The sequence below is a fragment of the Pantoea sp. X-Soil-TKNS-1280 genome (assembly GCF_059730475.1).
This window is the reverse complement of the sequence record NZ_AP035965.1, coordinates 16,759-33,600: the sequence shown is the minus strand read 5'-3', so window position 1 is coordinate 33,600 and position 16,842 is coordinate 16,759. Positions and strand designations below refer to the sequence as shown.

Here is a 16,842-nt window from a genome sequence, read left to right as displayed (position 1 = left end):
AAAATGAAGATTCAAGCCTGGTTAAAAATTCCTGTTATTTATTATTTTGAGAGTAGATAAAGCCGAAATCATTGAAGCCAGTATACATACAGAAAAAAGAATCTTTGAATTAACTGAGTAAACATAAGTCGCAAGCAGAGGACCTATGACATATCCGAAAGCTGAGGCACCAAACAAAAAACCAGCAACGCCACCTTGCTCATCCTCATTAACTGCAAGTGACGCAGAGGACTGGATAGCAGGAATCATCATTCCAAATCCAATACCAAGAAATCCTGATCCAACGTAAATAAACAATAACACTTTTGAAAACAACACCAAAAGCAAAAAACCAATCACACATGAAAATAGACCGAAAAGCAAAAGAGATTTAGGCTTTGGTTTAAATGCCTGGATATAAAATAACTGAGTTACCACCATACACACTGCCATTATCGAAACAGCATAACCTGTTAACACAACACTCTGATTTGAGCTAACATTTAAATTATCCTGCACGTAAAATGATATAGTTTGTTGATATGCAGAGAAACTTACATATGTAAGTGCGATAGCGATCAATATTGGCAGTGTTCGTGTATCCGTTAGTTTCACACTCCTTACTTTATTTTTATTTACTTCGATATGAACATCCTTTCCTTTAAGGAATATGAGGCCCATAACGGTACCCAACAATGATATTATTCCTGCTACATAAAGCGGAAGTAATAAAGAGCCACCCCCCATGAAAGAACCGAGCATAGGCCCTATAATAGAACCAATACCATAAGCTGAAGAAATTAAAGCTATCGCAGCACTTCTCTTCTCCCGGGATGTACTCTCTGAAATGTAAGTCATTGCTGAGGGATGAATCCCCGCAGTTAGAAACCCAGTCACACACCGTATCCCCAAAAGGAGATAGAAAACTAAAGTCACCGAGAAAGTATTTTCTATACTTAACCCAATTGCGTAAGCTAACGAAAAGCTTCCCAGTGTGTAGCAAGCCATACCAGCGGCATATGCCGTTTTGCTTCCTACTTTTGTAATCACCCCCCCCCATAATCCCGATGCTACAGTAATTATCAAAGCGGCAGATGTGACTATAGTTCCAACTCCAACTTCTGAAAGTCCTATTGTTCTGCTAGCGGGTCCCAATATCGTGTAGAGTAGAGTTTGACCTATACCTACACATACAAGACCAATAACGAGAGTTATATGCTGTAAAAGAACAGAGTCCTTATTAAAACCATTAGTAAATAATCTCAAGTTCGACAATTCCTGAGCCGATTAATATTGAAAAAATCCAAATAAATAAATTCATAAATTAATTGGAAATAGATATTAAATATAAATTAACTCAAAGCAAACGAAATTTAACAGGATATTAAAAAACAGCAACTTCAGCTAAAAAAGAAGCATATATGACACATGTGACCACAAAAACATAATTAAAAAAAATTAAACACCAACAAACCATAAGAACAATAGATAAAATCAAAGAGAGTTACAATTACCCCCCCACTAACACGTAAGAGTTAATTATGTCTTACTACGAACTCTAACCATTGAGAGTTAACCAACGCTTAGCTTCACAAAAACCTCATTAATTCTGAACCACTAATATCCAAAACCTATAAGCTGGGATTCCTCTTAAATATAATTTTGGGCGACCGTGCGCAAATTACTTGACCATCGCCAACAAAATCTGACCGCACACATTTGGAGGTGGAAGACTTCATCTGAAGGGTCACTATGTACCAGATGCAGACCTTGAAAAGTTACGGCCAGGTCAACCCCGCATACCAAACTGACCTGATCCAACCTTGCAAAAAAATGGTCGTCTGAATTTCGGTTGTGTCGTTTTTACTGAATGCTTAGATTCATTTCCGACCTGATTGAGAGGACGTAGATATGAACTTTGCAGAACTCCACAACCAAAATCATCCTTTACTTATCGCTAACGTATGGGATGCCGTCAGTGCTGTCGCAGCGCAAAAAGCAGGTTATCAGGCGCTGGGAACGTCCAGCGCAGCAATAGCTGCCACATTAGGATATGAAGACGGTCAGAGCATGCCGTTTGATGAATTACTTTATGTGGTTACCCGCATTCGGGCGGTCAGTGACTTGCCATTGAGCGTTGATATGGAAGCAGGATATGGTGATTCAGCTGAGGAGATAACAGCCAATCTCAAACGCCTTGCTCAGATAGGCGTATCCGGCGTAAACCTTGAAGACAGCAGAGTCATTAATCAAGTTCGTCAGCTTGATGATGCCTCTGAATTCTCCTGTACGCTAAAATCGGTATGCGATGCGCTCAAAAGTGAGGGTTATCGCCTGTTTATGAACGTCCGTACTGACACATACCTGCTTGCGCATGAAAGACCGTTACAGGAGACGTTACTACGCGGGCAGCTATATAAAGCTGCAGGTGCTGACGGCCTTTTTGTTCCCTGCCTGACGTCCGAAATAGACATTGGCGTCATTGCTGAAGCCATTGATCTGCATCTGAATGTCATGTGTATGCCAGATCTTCCGTCGTTCGGCAGGCTGAAACTGGCAGGGGTAAACCGCATTTCTATGGGTAATTTTGTTCATTCGGCCCTTCAGTCAAAGCTGACTGATTTGATGTCTGCGATCCGCTCGCATCAGACGTTTGAAGGACTTTTTGTCGATGAAAGTTGTAAATAATGATCTGTGTGATGTCTGGTATCAGGCATTACTCGAACGCGCTCCTGAATATACGGGTGTGTTTTTTGTTGGCGTCAAAACGACAGGCGTATTTTGCATCTCGGTATGCCGGGCGCGAAAGCCCAAACGTGAAAACGTTGAATTTTATAAAGATGCTAAATCTGCCCTGGCGGCTGGCTTTCGTCCCTGTAAAGTCTGTCGGCCAGCTGAAAATGCGCACAGCGCGCCGTTATTTGTCGAACAGGCGCTCGCGCTTGTCAGGCGCGATATCAAATCCCGTATAACCGACGCGGACCTTCGCAGACATGGGATCAGCCCGGAGCGGGTGCGACGCTGGTTCCTGCAACATCACGGCATCACTTTTCAGGCCTTTCAGCGAATGCAGCGGGTAAATATCGCCCTTCAGGAGCTGAAAAGTGGGCGTGCGGCAACGGATGTCGCTCTGGATAGTGGCTACGAATCCTTAAGCGGGTTTGGTTACACCTACAAGCGGCTCACTGGCGCAGCTCCGACTCAGAGCACACAGGTCATTCTCATTCACCGGTTTACTACCACGCTGGGGCCTATGTTTGTCTGCGCCACAGATCAGGGAGTCTGCCTGCTGGAGTTTACCGATCGCCGGATGTTAGAAACTGAGTTTCGCGACATCCAGCGTTTACTGAACGCCAAAATTGTCACTGGAGAAAACAGTCATACACGGCAGACAGTCAAAGAAATCAACGAATATTTTGCCGGAACGCGCCGGCAGTTTGATCTCTTACTCGATACTCCGGGCAGTGATTTTCAACGATCCGTCTGGCAGGAGCTACGTGCTGTTCCTTATGGACAGACCTCACGCTATCAGGATATTTCTTTGCTCCTTCATAAACCCGATGCTGTACACGCAGTTGCTGCAGCTAATGCAGCAAACCGAATTGCGATTGTCATTCCATGCCACAGAATTATTGGTAAAGATGGCGGCATCACCGGGTATGGTGGTGGTATCTCACGCAAAGAGTGGCTTATCGAGCATGAAAGAGATAACCGTTAAATGAGTCGATGCGTAAAACTGGCTGCTCATAACGGGCATCACATGCCTGGAGCTGTCCGCTTCGTGCCAAAATGCAGGATGACTTTTGACGCAAAATAAGGGCCCTTATGAGGTTTTTTCATTGACTGTCATAATAAAGTTCACGGTTATTTCTCCCTGGTTTTCGTAGAAATGCGGAACATCAGTTCTGGCTGTAGCGGAGAATCCTGCCTTCAACTGAAACAGGCTCTCTTTCACGCCCAGCGTTAGCGTCCCTGACTGAACATGCAGTAACTCCAGCGTTCCCGAGGAATGCCCCGGTGATTCAAACTTTTCGCCGGGCTGCATTTCCCACAGCCAGAGTTCGGTCATATCGGGCCCACCTGAGCCAGCAAGAAGCCTGGCGCTCCCACCTTTGTCCCCTTTCCAGAGTTCAGGGATCTCCGTATCAGCAATAATATGGACGTCAGGCTGAGTGCTCACATCAACAAAATCTGCCACTGAAACCCCCATTGCAGCCGCAAGGCGGCATAACAGCGCAATACTGGGGTTGGCTTTACACCCTTCAATCTCTACCAGCATGCCCTTACTGACATTTGCGCGTCGGGATAGCTCATCGAGAGACATTTTTTTTTGTTTCCGGTACTGCTTAATCCGGAGCGATACAGCTTCGTTTACTATGCTGACATCTGCACCGGCATCGGTCACTAAATTGACTTTTTTGGTCATTGGTCGATATTATGAAATAAAATGGTCGTTACAGGATTATCCCGTGTTCACAGTGTCCGCGTCAATTGCCCCTGAAGTCTATGGTATTGCTCCCGGTTTTCGGGCGCTCAGCATCTCTGTGCAGGCTGCGCCTGTAGTGAGCCCTCAGGTTGGGGAAACAGCGCTGAAAGCCGCCTGTGAAGCGGTGCTGGCAGGTGTCCCCGATTGGGCAGAATCCCATCTGGCCGCATGGGCAGATGTATTCCAGATGTTTGGTGCTAAACCCAAACGCACTCCCTGTTCTGCTGATGCGCTACGTAAACGTGTGCTTCGCGATGGTGCCATGCCAGCTCTCGACCCGGTTGTTGATCTCTATAATGCCGTCAGCCTGCGGTATGCCGTCCCGGTGGGTGGCGAAAATATCTCAGCGTATAAGGGAGCACCCCGCCTGATTGTGGCAGAAGGCACTGAACCTTTTGATACCGTAAAAGAAGGGGAGCCGGCAGTGGAATTTCCTTCTCCTGGCGAAGTCGTCTGGTGTGATGATGTTGGTATAACCTGCCGTCGATGGAACTGGCGACAGGGGATCAGAACCCGCTTAAGCGTGGAAGCTGAACACATGTGGTTTGTTCTGGAAAGTCTGCCTCAGATGCCACTGGAGCAACTTCATGAAGCCGGGAAAATGCTTACCGACGGCCTTGAAGAAATGATGCCAGGTCAGCAGTTTGAAGTAGTCCTCATCTGCGAGTAACGCTTTTACTTTTATTCAGGAGAAGGAGTGGGGGAATGGGATGAGAGTGAGGAGGTTTTATGAGCTCAGAACAAAAGTTACCAATGAGTACATTTAATCACGAAACATGTTCCAGAATTTCCGCCACACCTTAAAAATCAACTGATTTTAAAGAATAAAAATAAAAACCCATCATCGATATATCCATAAATTCAGCCAATATACGCATTCGTTTAAATCTTCCTTTTGAGTAGAAAATCGTCTTTTTTTGTGATTCCTCTGGCAGATTTACACCGTCATACTGGCAGGATGTTACCCGTAGCTTGCACAATAGAATAAATACTCCATATTGAATATATATTCAGAGGTCGTATGCAACAGGTACATAAACTGACTATCAGAGAGAAGATTTGTTTTGGTCTCGGGGATTCCTCAGCCAACATCTTCCTGGGCATGACCATGATGTTCCTGCCCTACTTTTATACCGATGTCCTTGGTATCTCAGCCGGCGCAATGGGGCTGCTGTTTGTGGTGGCGAGACTGGTTGATGCCGTATACGACCCGATTATTGGCAGCGTTGCGGACCGTACCCCAACACGACACGGCCATTACCGCCCCTGGCTTTTATGGCTGGCGATACCTTATGGCCTTTCCTGTCTGCTGGTGTTTATCGCCCCCGATTTCTCGCCCAGCGGCAAGCTGGTCTATGCCTATGCTACGTATCTTTTCCTGATCCTGATGTATGCCTCAACCGTCGTGCCTTATGTGGCATTGCTGGCCTCGCTGACTTCCGATCCACAGGAACGTCTCAGTGCCAATGCCTGGCGCTTCCCGCTGGCAAAAATGTCATTTCTCATCTGCTCGCTGACCGTGCCGCTTTTCGTGGCATGGTACGGCAAGGAAAATGAGGCTGAGGCCTACAGGGTGGCCATGAGCATGATTGCCCTGCTGGCTACCCTGTTTATGCTGAGCTGCTTTTTTGGTACCAAAGAACGCGTCACTCCGATCAGACAGGCCAACACCACCTCATTTATGAAACAGGCGAAAGCGGCCCTCAGCGCCCGTCCGGTGGTGATTTTCTACATTTTCAAAATCACCAGCTCGATTGCCTTTGTGATCAAAGGCAGCGTCACCATCTATTTCGTCAAATATTTTCTCAACCGGGGCGACAGTTTTGTCTCGGGTTTGCTCTCCGCCACCGCCATCGCTGGCATCATCGCGCCGATGATTGCGTTGCAGCTTATCAAGCGCAAAAAACTGTCAGCACTGGGCTCACTGAAATTTGCCCAGATGGGCGGCGGCCTGGCCGCGCTGGCACTGTTCTTTGTCAGCCCGGATCAGCTATGGCTCGCCGTCGGCTTACTGGTGGTGTCAGTCCTGTTTGCTGAAATGGGATCGATCATGGCCTGGGCGCTGCCTTCCGATTGTGCTGACTATTGCGAACGCAAAACCGGCATCAAAATGTCCGGATTTATCGCCGCCGGGACGCTGTTTTCGATGAAAGTGGGGCTGGCGCTGGCGGGTGGTCTCGTCGGTCTGGTGCTCAGCCTGAGCGGTTATCACGCCGGTGCGGCAGTTACGCCGCAGACCATGAGCGCCATTATTTTCCTCATTGCCGGAGTGCCCGCTATTTTCCACGGCATCAGCCTGCTGCTGATTATGTTCTTTTCCCTTGAGGACAAAAGTGCCGCGTCAGGAACGCTTCCATCCGCACAACCTTCCGTTGCTCATCAGATTAAGGAACCCTGATATGTTAGTTTCGCCACAAACGCTGAATGTTCCGCAGTGGGGACGCGCTGAATTCATTTTTCAGGCCAATGCCGATGCCCGTCACTTCACCGATACCTGGGTTACGGCCATTTTTCGTCACCAGCAGGAAGAGAAAACGGTACGGGGATTTTATGACGATGACGGGCGTTTCCTGATTCGCTTTATGCCTGAGCGCGAAGGCAGCTGGACTTTCACCACCGTCAGTAACCATCCGGCTCTGCATGATAAGCACGGCGAAGTGATTTGCATCACGGCCGGCGAGGATGATACCGGGCCGGTGAGATCCGCTGAGACCTGGCATTTCAGTTATGCCAGCGGGCAGCCCTATTATCCCTTCGGCACCACAGCGTATGTCTGGAACTACCAGTCTGAAGAAGTACAGGAGCAGACGCTGGCGTCACTGGCACACTCGCCATTCAATAAAATCAGGATGTGTGTTTTCCCAAAACATTACACCTATAACTTCCGTGAACCGGAACGTTTTCCTTTTCCCGGCGACATCACATCCGGCTTCGATTTCACCCGCTTTGACTGTCAGTTTTTCCGTCAGCTGGAGAATCAGATCGATGCCCTGAAGGCCCGCGGCGTTGAGGCTGATCTGATTATCTTTCACCCGTACGACCGCTGGGGCTTCTCGGAAATGGCTGGGGAAATGGATCAACGCTATGTCAGTTATCTGGTGGCGCGTCTGGCGAGTTTCAGTAATGTCTGGTGGTCACTGGCCAATGAATTCGACCTGCTGCTGAAAAAGCCGATGTCGTTCTGGGACAGTGTTTTTCAGCAAATCACGGCAGAAGACCCATATCAGCATCTGATCTCTATCCATAACTGGCACAACCCTCCCCTGCACTACACCAGTAATGCACATTGGTATGATCAGACACAGCCATGGGTCAGCCATGCCAGCATCCAGCATCACGATTTGTGGTTTGTACCCGGCTGGCGCGAAGCCTTTGGTAAACCAGTGGTGATTGATGAATGCCGTTATGAGGGGGATGTCGATCTGGGATGGGGCAATATCACCGCGCACAAAATGCTGGACCTCACCTGGCAGGGTGTCTGCCGGGGTGGCTATGTCACCCATGGCGAAAGTTACCTCAGCGACGACGACATTATCTGGTGGTCACATGGTGGGAAACTGAAAGGAGAAAGCAGCCCGCGCATCGGCTATCTGCGGCAACTGCTGGAAGAAGGTGAGCCAAAACGCCTGTCGCCCTGGTTGAGAAGAACCGATTCACACTGGGATGCTGCCATCGGCCATATGGGTGATGACTACTGGCTGATATGGTTTGGCGAGAGCCAGCCGGGTTTCAAGTTACTGACGATGCTGCCGCAAGGTAAGGAATATCACGTGGATATCATCGACGCATGGCAGATGGAAACCCGGCGGCTGCCGCAGACCTGGCGCTCAGGCGATCGCCTGCCCTTGCCGGGTAAGCCGGGCATGGCCTTGCGTATTATCGCTGCCAGTTAATCACTCACCAGCTGGCGCGCTGTCTGGAAATCGGTTATCAGCACATTCAGATAACAGCCCTTCAGCGCACCCTGAATGGCGGCCAGTTTTTTCCGGCCGCCCGCCAGTCCCACCACCTGCGGGCAGCGTTTAAGCTGCTCCAGGCGCATACCGATCGCCGGATCCTCGGATTCATCCAGCACCGGCTGCCCCTGCGCGTTGTAATAATGCAGGCAGATATCACCAACCGCTCCCTGCCCGGCAAGGCGTGTCAGCATATTTTTGTCATAGTAGTTGCCGGAGTAGCGTAACAGCTGCGACGGCTCCATATCGCCAATCCCCACCAGCGCCAGCGTAACTTCATCGAATTTTTCCAGCACTTCGCGCACATCTTTGTTCGCGGCGAGTGCGATACGGCTATTAACAGAGCCTTCTATTGACTGCGCCGGTAGCAGCCACGCCTTACACCCGAGCATATCCGCGAGACTCTGCGTCAGAATCGTGGCCTGAACATTGCCGTTAACACCCACGCCACCGAGCAGCTGAATCACCCCCGCCGCTTCAGTCGTCAGCGTATGTAGCTCGCTCACCATGGCTTTGATGGTACTGCTCCAGGAGGAAATCCCCACCCACTCCCCCGGACGCAGGCGTGTTTCAAGATAATGCGCAGCGGCGGTACCTATGGCCTGACGAATAAAGGCATCCTCGTTATCTTCTGTGGCATCCACCACAATGGCCTGCTGCAATCCGTAACGGCGCTCAATGCCACGTTCCAGCTCAGAAAAGATATTGGGTGGCTGCATCACACTGATTTTCACGATGCCATCTTTAATGCTGCGATTGAGTGCCCGTGACACAAAGGACTGCGAGAGGTTAAGGGCGCGCGCAATATCGGTCTGCTTCATCCCTTCGCCGTAATACAAGGTGGCTATCTTCACCACCAGCCTGAGATCATTTTGTTTCAACATTCGTTTTCCCGCATGGTCGTCGTTACCCCGCTACTCTCCACCGGACACCTGAATATTTAATCGTCCTGAGAAATAAATGTGATTCGAATCCCATTTCCGTGCGGCATACATAGCTGGCAGAACAGAAAACCATCACAATTATGAATATTAAATCGAAGATGAATATATATTCAATGACGATTTAATGCAACGTCATCTGACGTCTGAGTACGTCCGGTGATTTAGCGCTACCCTATAGAATAAATATTCAATAAAGAATTTGTATTCAGGAGTGTGTCATGAATCCGTTCGCATTTGAGGTCAGCGACCTGCAAAAAAAAGCACGTGCGATACGCCGTCGGATCATTGAGCTGAACGCCAATAGCCCGGCTGGCGGCCATACGGGTGCTGATCTGTCGCAGGTCGAAATCCTGACCGCACTTTACTTTCGTGTCCTGAACTGTGCCCCTGACCGGCTCGATGACCCGACGCGTGACATCTATATCCAGTCGAAAGGTCATGCCGTTGGCGGTTACTACTGCGTACTGGCTGAAGCCGGGTTTATCCCGCCAGAATGGTTACCCACATACCAGCATGCCGACTCTCACCTGCCCGGCCATCCGGTGCGCCATAAAACGCCTGGCATTGAGCTGAATACCGGCGCACTCGGACATGGTTTACCGGTGGCGGTTGGTATCGCCCTGGCAGCAAAGAAGGATAACAACCCAAGGAAGATTTTTGTCGTGACCGGGGATGGCGAACTGGCAGAAGGGAGCAACTGGGAGGCCGCCCTGGCTGCCGCGCACTACGGGCTGGATAACCTCATCATCATCAATGACAAAAACAAACTCCAGCTGGCAGGGGCAACCCGGGACATCATGAATACCGACCCGCTTGCCGCCAAGTGGCAGGCGTTTGGCCTGAACGTCACGGAATGTCAGGGCAACGATATGCACAGCGTTGTCTCCACGCTGGATTCCCTGCCCGCCAATGGCAAACCTAACGTGATCATTGCCAACACGGAAAAAGGCTACGGGGTTTCCTTTATTCAGGGCAAACCGGAGTGGCATCACCGGGTCCCGAAAGGTGATGAGATAAAACTGGCGCTGAAGGAGCTGCAAGATGAGTGAGAAAAAGCACCTGGCAACCGTGATGGTTGAAGCCTTTATCGATGCGGTTAACGCAGGTATCGACCTGGTGCCCGTCGTGGCTGACTCAACATCCACCGCCAAAATCAGCCCGTTTATCCAGGCGTTTCCCGACCGCCTCATCAATGTCGGGATTGCGGAACAGTCGCTGGTGGGTACCGCCGCTGGTCTGGCGCTGGGCGGAAAAGTCGCCGCAACCTGCAACGCTGCACCTTTTCTGATTTCACGCGCCAATGAACAGATCAAGGTAGACGTCTGCTACAACAATACCAACGTCAAACTGTTTGGTCTTAACGCCGGAGCCAGCTATGGCCCGCTCGCCAGTACCCATCACAGTACCGATGATATTGCGGTGATGCGTGGCTTTGGCAACATCGAAATTTATGCCCCTTCCTGTCCGCAGGAGTGCCGCCAGATTATTGATTACGCGTTGCGTCATGTCGGCCCGGTTTATATCCGCCTGGATGGTAAAGAGCTGCCGATCTTACACGACGACAGATATCAGTTCGTACCGGGCAAGGTTGACGTACTGCGTGCAGGCGAGGATATCGCACTGGTGGGACTGGGGTCGGCGGTGCACGAGATTGTCGCTGCAGCGGCACAATTAAGCGATCTCGGCATCTCAGCCACGGTGATTTCTCTGTCATCCATTCGTCCCTGCGATAAGTCTGCCCTGGCGGCGGCCATGGCTCATCTTCCCTGCGTTATTTCGGTGGAAGAGCACAACATCAATGGTGGCGTCGGCAGTATCGTTGCTGAGGTACTGGCGGAAAATGGCTCCCGTGCCCGCCTGAAACGCTTAGGGGTGGCAGATGGACAATACGCTATCGCGGGCGATCGCCAGACCACGCGGGAGCGTCTTGGCATTGATGCCGACAGCGTCAGACGCAGCGCATTAACCCTGTTGAAGCGATAAATATCATCCTCTTACCTCACAAAAAAATTACAGTCTGTTAAGGAGAATGTCTGAAATGAATACCTACCCGAAATTTGGTGCCGGTTTGTGGCACTTTGCCAACTATGTCGATCGTTATGCGGTGGATGGTTATGGCCCGGCGCTGAGTACGCTGGAGCAGATACGTATCGCCGGAACCGTCGAAGATTTATCTTACGTCGATGTGCCCTATCCGTTCACGGAAGGTGTCAGCGTCAGTGATGTCAAAGAAGCGCTGGCAAACGCCGGACTAAAAGCCATCGGCGTCACCCCTGAAATCTACCTGCGCCGGTTCTCACGCGGTGCCTTTACCAACCCGGACCCGGCCATTCGCCAGCAGGCATTTGAACTGATGCACGAAGCGGCCAAAGTGGTGCGTGAGCTGGGGGCCAATTATGTGAAAGTCTGGCCCGGACAGGATGGCTGGGACTATCCCTTCCAGGTAGACCATAAGAACCTGTGGAAGCTGGCGGTGGATGGCATGCGCGAACTCGCCAGCGCCAATCCCGATGTGAAATTCGCCATTGAATATAAGCCGCGCGAACCTCGGGTGAAAATGACCTGGGATTCCGCCGCCCGTACTTTGCTGGGTATCGATGATATCGGACTGGATAATGTCGGCATCCTGCTGGACTTCGGTCACGCGCTGTTTGCCGGTGAATCTCCAGCCGATTCCGCCCAGCTGATCATCGATCGTGGCCGCCTGTTTGGTATGGACGTCAATGACAACCTGCGCGGCTGGGATGATGACCTGGTGGTAGGTACGGTGCACATGACGGAAATCTTCGAATTCTTCTATGTGCTGAAGATCAATAACTGGCAAGGCGTGTGGCAGCTGGACCAGTTCCCGTTCCGCGAAGACAACGTAGAAGCTGCCAACCTCTCCATTCGCTTCCTCAAGCACATCTATCGCGCGCTGGATAAGCTGGATATTGCCGCCTTACAGGCAGCCCAGGCTGAGCAGAACCCACTCAGGGCGCAGAAGATTATTCAGAACGCCCTGTTAAGCTCCATCGAGTAACGAGATGATGGCCTTCTCCGTCTGAAGAAGGCCATTTATTACTGTAAAGTAATAATTAATATTCATACAAATAATAAAAGCCATAACAACCACATAACTAAAATGACTTTAAAGTAGTTTTAATGTGATACAGGCATCAAAATCAATTCATGTAGCTGGAGTGATGTTACCCGTACCTCGCAAAATGAATCACCGGGCTTTTATCGAGCTAAACGGATCATTCAGGTAAGGGAAAGATGAAAAAATTCGCATTGAAATCAAGCGCTGGCTGTCTGGCCGTCGTCGCTTTGTTATCTTCTGCATCATTAACACCGGCGCTGGCCGCAGAAAATAGTTATGCCGCGCAGGCCGGAAAAGTCATCCCGTTGCAGGACAAACCCCGCGTGTTCGTGCTGACCGATATTGGCAACGAACCTGATGACCAGATGTCACTCACCCGTTTCCTGCTATATGCCAATGAACTCAATATCGAAGGCATTGTGGCAACCACATCAACCTGGCAAAGAAACGTCGTCCATCCGGATATGATTAAGCTGGTGTTAGGCCATTACCAGGAAGTACAGCCTAACCTGCTGAAGCACGATAAAAACTACCCCGATTTTGCCACCCTCTCCCAGCGTGTTGCGTCAGGCCAGGCCGCATACGGCATGGCCGCCACCGGAGATGGCAAAGCCACTGCGGGTTCGAACCTGTTATTAAAAGCCATTCAGAACAGCACCGACCCGGCAAAACCGCTGTATATCTCACTGTGGGGCGGCGCGAATACGCTGGCCCAGGCGTTGATCGACCTGAAGAAAAACGCCACTCCCGATACCATCGACTCACTGACGCGCAACCTGATTGTCTACTCCATTTCCGATCAGGATGACGCCGGTTACTGGATCCGTTCGCAGTTCCCGCAGATCACCTACATTGTCGATCCCTCGACGGAAAACGGCGAAGATTATGCCCGCGCCACCTGGACCGGCATCAGCGGTGACCGTTATTACCGCAACGCACCCGGGGCGGATTTCACCACGGTTTCTCAGTCGTGGCTGGATAAGCACATCCGGGGCAAGGGACCGATGGGTAAAGGCTACCTGCAATATGCCTTTATCATGGAAGGTGACACGCCATCCTTCCTCGGATTGATCAGAAATGGCCTGAACAGCGACATGAATCCGGGCTGGGGTGGCTGGGGCGGTCGCTATATTATGCGCCAGCCACACGGCGAGACCCGCCCGATCTGGACCAGCGGGGGTGATTTCTTCCCGGGAAATCCTAACGCGGCAGACACCGTGAAGGGCTCCGATGGCAAACTGTACACCTCCAATCAGGCGACTATCTGGCGCTGGCGTGGAGACTTCCAGCATGATTTTGCCGCGCGCATGGACTGGACAATCCGGGATTATGCCCATGCCAATCACGCACCGATCGCGGTGGTCAATGGCAAAACCGGCTTCGATAATATTGCCATCACCCTTAAAGCGGGAGAGCAGACGGAACTGGATGCCTCGCAAAGCAGCGACCCGGATAAAAATCGGATCAGCTGGCACTGGCAGACCTACCCTGAAGCCACTTCCGCCATTTCCAGCCAGGTGCCGGTGACTGAGGTCAAAGGTGTGCGTGGGGAAGAGATGTTATCAACGCCTGAAGTCGTTACGCTGCTGCAAAGCGAGGGTAGCAAGGTTGCCGTGAAAGCCAATCATCCGGGAACGGAACATATCATTCTTTCCGTAAAAGATAATGGTTCACCGTCGCTGGTGTCCTATCGTCGTATTATCGTCACGGTTAACTAATCCTCTGATTTCAGACAATAAAAAAGGCCATTCTCATGGCCTTTTATTTTTCTCTCTCAGCTATCAGGGCAGCGCATACGCCACCACATAATCGCCCTGTTTGGTACCGAAGCTGCCATGCCCCCCTACGGCAGTCACAATATATTGTTTCCCACCTTCAGAGTAAGTCATCGGCGTTGACTGACCACCCGCAGGCAATCTGTCACTCCACAGCTCTTTACCGGTTGTCACATCGAAAGCGCGAATGTAATCATCCATGGTTGCCGTCAGGAAAGCGACCCCGCCAGATGTGACCATGGAACCGCCCAGCATCGGCATCCCCACTTTAAATGGCAGCGGTAACGGTGTGGCGTCACGCGTGGTGCCCACCTTGTGTTGCCACATGATTTTGTGGGTACGCAGATCGATACCAGCAATATAACCCCACGGTGGTGCCGGGCACGGCAAACCAACCGGTGACAGGAACGGATGCAGGTCCACACCATACGGTGTGCCGTACATCGGCTGAACACCGATCTCGCTGCCCGGTGGATGAGCGGCATTCGGCGCAGCCGGGTTATCCGGACCGCGTTCGATCAGTTTGGAAACAAACGGGAACGCCATCGGGTTAGCAATCGCGATCTGACGTTGTGGATCAACCGCGATACCCCCCCACTCGAACATGCCCACATCACCCGGGAATACCAGCGTTCCCTGGGTATTCGGCGGTGTGAACGGACCGTCATAGCGCATTTTTTTGAACATGATGCGACACACCATCTGATCAAACATGGTCGCGCCCCACATATCCTTGTCGGTCAGCTTCTGCTTCGGCTGGAACGTCAGCTCCGAATAGGGCTGCGTTGGCGAGGTACGATCACCCCGTGCCGCGCCCTGCGGTACCGGGGTTTCCGGTGCCGGAACAATCAGTTTACCGGTACGACGGTCCAGCACAAAAATGTTGCCGGTTTTCGCCGGAGCATACACTGCCGGGACAATCCCCTGTGAGGTTTTCAGATCGACCAGACTCGGCTGAGACGGCAAATCCATATCCCACAGGTCATGATGCACCGTCTGATAGGACCAGATGCGTTTGCCTGTGTTGATATCCAGCGCGACCAGTGAACTGGTATAACGTTCTCCCAATGGAGTACGATTACCACCCCAGATATCCGGCGTTGACATCCCTACCGGCACATAAACCATGCCCAGCTTTTCATCCGCCGACAGTAACGTCCAGGAGTTGGGTGAGTTGGGTGTGTAATGATGTGTTGCAGAAGGCAGCGCGTTTTCATCAGCCGCGCCCGGATCCCATGCCCATACCAGTTTGCCAGTGTAGACATCAAAACCACGCACCACACCCGAAGGTTCACTGGTGGAATAGTTGTCCGTAACCGCTCCGGCCATGATGATCATCTGACGGGTCACAACCGGTGGTGATGTCCCCTGGTAGAAACCTTTGGTTTTCACCGTCATACCGTCTTTCAGGTCAATCTGACCATCCTGACCGAAGGCATGGCAGACTTCACCGGTCTGCGCATCGAGGGCAAACATACGGCCATCGTTAGTCGGCAGGATGATACGCTGCTTACACTCCGCTGGCGGTACCGCCCCGTCAGAGGTTTTAGCATCCACTGGCGTCTCATGATAAGACACGCCACGGCAGGTCAGGTGCTGCCAGGTGGGGTCATCTTTCACCTGAGGATCGAATTTCCAGATCTGTTTACCTGTGGTCGCATCCAGCGCAAACACCCACTGATGCGGACTGCACAGGTAAACCATGTGCCCCACCTTAAGTGGCGTCACTTCAAAAGTGGACTCCAGTGGATCGTTTTTACCGATGATGTCATTGGTGCGAAACGTCCAGGCAACCTTCAGCTGATTGACGTTCTGCGCGTTAATTTGTTTCAGCGGCGAAGAGTGATCGCCATATGAAGTACGACCATAGGCATGCCATTCTGAGTCCGGAAGTTGCTGGCTATCCCATTGCGGGGTATCTGCCCCAACGGTATCCGGCAATTTCCCTTCAATATCATGATGATTGAAGAAAAGTGATATCACCAGGCTCAGAATTGGCAGCGCAACCGCTGCCCCGAGCAGGCCTCTGCCTGGCCTGTCAGAATCCGGAAAAGATTTCAGCGTAAAAGGCAGCAATAACCAGAGGGCAAACAGCACAATGATATCAAACCGAGGCGCGAGTAGGAAAAAATCGAACCCGACTTCCCATAGCGCCCAGACGGTTGTCATCAGCACAATAAAACCATAGACCACAAACGAGGAACGCTTACCCCGCCACAGCTGACACGCAGTGACGAGCAACAATAACCCTGTAACAAAATAGTACCAGGAACCGCCCAGAACCCCCAGCCAGCCTCCCCCCACTGCCAGCGCCAGGCCAGCAACCCCGGCAAATATTGCCGAGGCACGGATAAGCCTGCCGGGCTTATCTTTCAGTGCATGTCTGTCATCGACCACGATAAATATCCCATTGAAAAGAAAAATCAATCAACAAAGCATTCAATTTTTAGGGTTTTTATTTACAAAGCCCCATTTATCTTTACACGGTGACCATCGCGAATTCCACAAAAACTTACTACTAAGTATCTTTAGTTAGCACATTTCATCCCTGCGGTTATCTGATCAACCCCGCAATCTGGAAATAACAACTTTGTTTGCAGGGGGTGCCAATGATATTCTG

13 protein-coding genes are annotated in these 16,842 nt (G+C 51.0%); 9 read left to right on the top strand and 4 right to left on the bottom strand.

Annotated elements, in window-relative coordinates; genetic code table 11:
• Positions 1–21: 21 nt before the first annotated feature.
• Positions 22–1,245 carry an MFS transporter gene (locus tag AC6I8X_RS25395; protein ID WP_497841846.1) on the bottom strand — a complete coding sequence of 408 codons (1,224 nt, stop codon included), beginning with the start codon at positions 1,243–1,245 and terminating at the stop codon, positions 22–24.
• Positions 1,246–1,890: 645 nt separating this feature from the next.
• Between AC6I8X_RS25395 and AC6I8X_RS25390 the strand changes: the two genes are divergently transcribed.
• Positions 1,891–2,667: an isocitrate lyase/PEP mutase family protein gene (locus AC6I8X_RS25390; RefSeq protein WP_497841845.1), complete on the top strand. Its 777-nt coding sequence runs from the start codon at positions 1,891–1,893 to the stop codon at positions 2,665–2,667.
• A complete protein-coding gene (locus tag AC6I8X_RS25385) occupies positions 2,651–3,697 on the top strand; it encodes a bifunctional transcriptional activator/DNA repair enzyme AdaA (protein ID WP_313687766.1) in 1,047 nt (348 codons plus the stop codon). Before AC6I8X_RS25390 ends, AC6I8X_RS25385 begins: the two co-directional genes overlap by 17 nt.
• Positions 3,698–3,802: 105 nt before the next feature.
• Here AC6I8X_RS25385 and AC6I8X_RS25380 read toward each other — a convergent pair whose 3' ends face one another.
• Positions 3,803–4,405 (bottom strand): helix-turn-helix domain-containing protein, encoded by a 603-nt coding sequence (locus AC6I8X_RS25380; protein ID WP_299451773.1) that lies wholly within the window; start codon positions 4,403–4,405, stop codon positions 3,803–3,805.
• A gap of 43 nt (positions 4,406–4,448) precedes the next feature.
• On the opposite strand from AC6I8X_RS25380, the gene AC6I8X_RS25375 reads away from it, so the two are divergent.
• From AC6I8X_RS25375 to AC6I8X_RS25365, 3 genes are all read left to right on the top strand, one after another.
• Positions 4,449–5,135 (top strand): B3/B4 domain-containing protein, encoded by a 687-nt coding sequence (locus tag AC6I8X_RS25375; protein ID WP_497841844.1) that lies wholly within the window; start codon positions 4,449–4,451, stop codon positions 5,133–5,135.
• Between the two features lie 351 nt (positions 5,136–5,486).
• Entirely contained in the window at positions 5,487–6,863 is a 1,377-nt protein-coding gene (locus tag AC6I8X_RS25370; RefSeq protein WP_497841843.1) for a glycoside-pentoside-hexuronide (GPH):cation symporter, read from the top strand.
• 1 nt (position 6,864) lies between these two features.
• Complete coding sequence (locus AC6I8X_RS25365; RefSeq protein ID WP_497841842.1) at positions 6,865–8,358, top strand: DUF5605 domain-containing protein; 1,494 nt, start codon at positions 6,865–6,867, stop codon at positions 8,356–8,358.
• Here AC6I8X_RS25365 and AC6I8X_RS25360 read toward each other — a convergent pair.
• Positions 8,355–9,305, bottom strand: coding sequence for a sugar-binding transcriptional regulator (locus AC6I8X_RS25360; protein WP_497841841.1), 951 nt, complete (start codon positions 9,303–9,305; stop codon positions 8,355–8,357). The genes AC6I8X_RS25365 and AC6I8X_RS25360 overlap by 4 nt on opposite strands.
• 278 nt (positions 9,306–9,583) lie before the next feature.
• Here AC6I8X_RS25360 and AC6I8X_RS25355 point away from each other — a divergent pair, with 278 nt between their 5' ends.
• The 4 genes from AC6I8X_RS25355 to AC6I8X_RS25340 all read left to right on the top strand — a co-directional run bounded on the left by AC6I8X_RS25355 (position 9,584) and on the right by AC6I8X_RS25340 (position 14,165).
• Positions 9,584–10,414 (top strand): transketolase, encoded by an 831-nt coding sequence (locus AC6I8X_RS25355; protein WP_299451781.1) that lies wholly within the window; start codon positions 9,584–9,586, stop codon positions 10,412–10,414.
• Positions 10,407–11,348, top strand: coding sequence for a transketolase family protein (locus tag AC6I8X_RS25350; RefSeq protein WP_313683653.1), 942 nt, complete (start codon positions 10,407–10,409; stop codon positions 11,346–11,348). The genes AC6I8X_RS25355 and AC6I8X_RS25350 overlap by 8 nt, the downstream gene beginning before the upstream one ends.
• A 46-nt stretch (positions 11,349–11,394) precedes the next feature.
• A complete protein-coding gene (locus AC6I8X_RS25345) occupies positions 11,395–12,387 on the top strand; it encodes a sugar phosphate isomerase/epimerase family protein (protein WP_497841840.1) in 993 nt (330 codons plus the stop codon).
• Positions 12,388–12,623: 236 nt separating this feature from the next.
• Entirely contained in the window at positions 12,624–14,165 is a 1,542-nt protein-coding gene (locus tag AC6I8X_RS25340; protein ID WP_497841839.1) for a nucleoside hydrolase-like domain-containing protein, read from the top strand.
• Positions 14,166–14,228: 63 nt separating this feature from the next.
• On the opposite strand, the gene AC6I8X_RS25335 is transcribed toward AC6I8X_RS25340, so the two are convergent.
• Complete coding sequence (locus AC6I8X_RS25335; RefSeq protein ID WP_497841838.1) at positions 14,229–16,619, bottom strand: glucose/quinate/shikimate family membrane-bound PQQ-dependent dehydrogenase; 2,391 nt, start codon at positions 16,617–16,619, stop codon at positions 14,229–14,231.
• Between the last annotated feature and the right edge of the window lie 223 nt (positions 16,620–16,842).

What these genes read in the sequence shown, in the direction of transcription:
- AC6I8X_RS25385 (WP_313687766.1), top strand. Translation starts at nt 2,651, where the DNA reads ATGAAAGTTGTAAATAATGATCTGTGTGATGTCTGGTATCAGGCATTA.
- AC6I8X_RS25345 (WP_497841840.1), top strand. Translation starts at nt 11,395, where the DNA reads ATGTCTGAAATGAATACCTACCCGAAATTTGGTGCCGGTTTGTGGCAC.
- AC6I8X_RS25390 (WP_497841845.1), top strand. Translation starts at nt 1,891, where the DNA reads ATGAACTTTGCAGAACTCCACAACCAAAATCATCCTTTACTTATCGCT.
- AC6I8X_RS25360 (WP_497841841.1), bottom strand. Translation starts at nt 9,305, where the DNA reads ATGTTGAAACAAAATGATCTCAGGCTGGTGGTGAAGATAGCCACCTTG.
- AC6I8X_RS25340 (WP_497841839.1), top strand. Translation starts at nt 12,624, where the DNA reads ATGAAAAAATTCGCATTGAAATCAAGCGCTGGCTGTCTGGCCGTCGTC.
- AC6I8X_RS25355 (WP_299451781.1), top strand. Translation starts at nt 9,584, where the DNA reads ATGAATCCGTTCGCATTTGAGGTCAGCGACCTGCAAAAAAAAGCACGT.
- AC6I8X_RS25380 (WP_299451773.1), bottom strand. Translation starts at nt 4,405, where the DNA reads ATGACCAAAAAAGTCAATTTAGTGACCGATGCCGGTGCAGATGTCAGC.
- AC6I8X_RS25350 (WP_313683653.1), top strand. Translation starts at nt 10,407, where the DNA reads ATGAGTGAGAAAAAGCACCTGGCAACCGTGATGGTTGAAGCCTTTATC.
- AC6I8X_RS25365 (WP_497841842.1), top strand. Translation starts at nt 6,865, where the DNA reads ATGTTAGTTTCGCCACAAACGCTGAATGTTCCGCAGTGGGGACGCGCT.
- AC6I8X_RS25370 (WP_497841843.1), top strand. Translation starts at nt 5,487, where the DNA reads ATGCAACAGGTACATAAACTGACTATCAGAGAGAAGATTTGTTTTGGT.